Annotated in this window: 2 protein-coding genes; both read right to left on the minus strand. The window is 53.3% G+C overall.

Going from position 1 to position 2,634, the window contains the following annotated elements:
- Positions 1–96: 96 nt before the first annotated feature.
- Positions 97–828, minus strand: coding sequence for an IS21-like element helper ATPase IstB (gene istB, locus BM030_RS19445; RefSeq protein WP_090975262.1), 732 nt, complete (start codon positions 826–828; stop codon positions 97–99).
- A 20-nt stretch (positions 829–848) separates the two neighbouring features.
- A complete protein-coding gene (istA, locus tag BM030_RS19450; RefSeq protein WP_211657672.1) occupies positions 849–2,390 on the minus strand; it encodes an IS21 family transposase in 1,542 nt (513 codons plus the stop codon).
- Positions 2,391–2,634: the final 244 nt, after the last annotated feature.

The raw sequence follows: 2,634 nt of genomic DNA on the forward strand, positions 1-2,634 counted from the left end.
TGAATATTCCGGGGAAAGTACACCACTCGTTCCGGATGAAAGTACACCAGTGAAGATGCCAATAATCTGCGCAGCTGCGCCACTGGGTTTTCAAAGTTAGTGATTTTTTTTCTTCCTCATAGACTTGCCCTGCAGGGGTAGCCTATGTGCCGATGCTGTCAATCTGTCCATTATCGCGTCGGCCAGTGTAGGTTCATCGATAAAGTTGTACCAGGCCTCCACCGGTAACTGGGAAGTGATAATCACCGAGCTGTTGCCATATCGGTCTTCCAGTATATCCAATAGCGCCAGCCTGGCGTCCGCATCAACCGCCTTGAGCCCAAAGTCATCGAGTATCAGTAATTTATGATGGGATATGGTTTTGATCCACTTGAGGTAGGTTCCATCGAGTCTGCTCTGGGTGACCGTATCCATGAAGCGGTTCATGCTGAAATACAATGTGCGGTATCCCAGCAGGCATGCCGATCGTCCCAGGGCACAGGCCAGGAAGCTTTTGCCGGATCCGGTAGCCCCGGTGATGAGTACATTGTCACCCCGCCCGATAAAGGCCCCATCCGATAGGCGGAGCACCTGTTCGCGCGTGATCCCCCTTTCCGGGTTGCAGACAATCTCTTCGGGCAGGGCGTTATAACGCAGCCGGCTTGCCTTCAGGTATTTCTGCGTCCTGGTGTGGTCGCGGTATTCCACCTCGGCCTGCACCATGGAGGCCAATAGTTCATGTACGTTCTGTACTTCGTGCACGGGTAGTGCACTCACCGCTTCGTAACGTCTGGCCATCCCGGCCAGACGGAGCGTTCTTAGCTGTTCGATTGTCTGATCTGTATTCATTTCTGTCCAATGGTTTTATATTATTTGTATTCTCCGGCACCGCGGATATTATCATGCAGGGGTATGGTGTATTGTTTGGGTGCTTCCTTTTTTTCGAGCAGGTCCATATTGTTGTCCAGTATGTTTTTGATGGCCGTATAATTGAACCGCTGTCCTTTGAGCGCTCTCTTGCAGGCACCTTCAATGCGCTCCGGATAGCCGGTTGCCAGGCGCATGAGTCCCCGGCAGGCCTGGTAGGACTGATCGATGATAAGCTTACTGTCCATGACCCGCTGGAAGTACTCCCGAGTAGCAGGGCCATATGTTTCCGCTTTGCTCAGGTAATAATCAGGGTTCCATGCCAGGCGCTCGCGCATGTGCCGGTGGTTTTCCGGGAGATGTTCCCTGTCGGTCGTATAACCGTGCTTCTTATAGCTGCGTCTGTGCAGGGCAATACGCCGGCTGCCGTGGTATATTTCCACGGTGTCAGTACAGTAGACGATACGCACCTTTTTTCCGATATAGCGGGCCGGCACACTGTAGAAGTGCCAGTCTTCGCCCACCACCACGTGGTAATTACGCTGTACCTTGCCTCTTGTATAATGTTTGGCAACAAAAGATGTCCCGGCAAGGGGCTGGAGTACCGGTTTTTCTTTATCGGTAAAAAGCTCCCTGCGGCTGAATGTCCTGCGCTGGAAGTTTCTGTCGTGGTGCTCCTCCAGCTTTTGCCGTATGGCATGGTTCATTTGCCCGAGCGAGGTGAAGGTGTTGTTGCGAAGGGGCGCATAGATGCGCTGGTAGGTGATCTTAACCGCGTTCTCCACCGATGGCTTATCCTTCGGCTTTGCCGGACGCGAGGCCAGCAGGGCGATGTTATTATGGTTTGCCCACTGCTGGAGCATATCGGTGAACTTCGGTTCATAGCGGCTGATACGCGACACCCACTGCTTCATGTTGTCCGATTTGGCCGACAGCGGGGACCCGCCAAAATAGTCCAGGCAATTGTTAAGCGCCCGCAGCACCTGCGGTAATGAGGCGTTGGGGAGCGCTTCCACATAGCCATAGCCGCTGAAGGGAAATACGGCCACCAGTACAGGGCAGGCCACAAGCTCGCCGCTTACGGTGTCCGCATAGTGCATCATGTCACCGGCGAAGTCCACCTGGAGCACCCTGCCGGGTTCATGCTCGAAGTGCATGGTGGCACCCCGGGAGAGGATATGTTCCTGCAGCAGTTCGCAGAACCGCGAGTATCCGAACCCCCCGGGATAATCCCTGATGTACTCCTGCCACAGAAGCAGGCGCGTAACACCGACTTTGCGCAGCTCGGATAGCATATAGGGGAATAGCGCTTCCAGTTCGGAGCGTCTGGGGTCTGGCTGCTCACGGGGTGGTTTATCGGCATTCAGGTAAACCTCCAGTTCGCTGTCGTCAAAAAGCAGGAGTTCGCGGAAGCTGAATCCGCTCTCCCCGAACCGCTTCAGGTAACCGGCAATCGTACGTCTGTTGATCCCGGTTTCCTTCTCTATGGCCCGCTGGGAAAAGCCACGGTCAAGAAATAATAATAATTGTCTTATCCTGTGCATACTAATGGGGTTGTTTGCCATATCGTTAGAGTCTTGTCGACGCCTAACTTAGCAATCCTTAAACTCCCCGTGGTGTACTTGCAGCGGAATTATTGGTGTACTTTGTGCCGGAATGGCAGTTCCTGAAAATCAATCAGAAAACCAACCTAATCCTAAACAACCCTTACAGACTGGTGTACTTTGCCCCGGAATCGGTGGTGTATATTGGAGCGGAATAGTGGTGTACTTTGGCTCGGAATATCCA

It is taken from the genome of Parapedobacter composti, from assembly GCF_900112315.1.
GTDB lineage: Bacteria > Bacteroidota > Bacteroidia > Sphingobacteriales > Sphingobacteriaceae > Parapedobacter > Parapedobacter composti.

What these genes read in the sequence shown, in the direction of transcription:
- istB (WP_090975262.1), bottom strand. Translation starts at nt 828, where the DNA reads ATGAATACAGATCAGACAATCGAACAGCTAAGAACGCTCCGTCTGGCC.
- istA (WP_211657672.1), bottom strand. Translation starts at nt 2,390, where the DNA reads ATGCACAGGATAAGACAATTATTATTATTTCTTGACCGTGGCTTTTCC.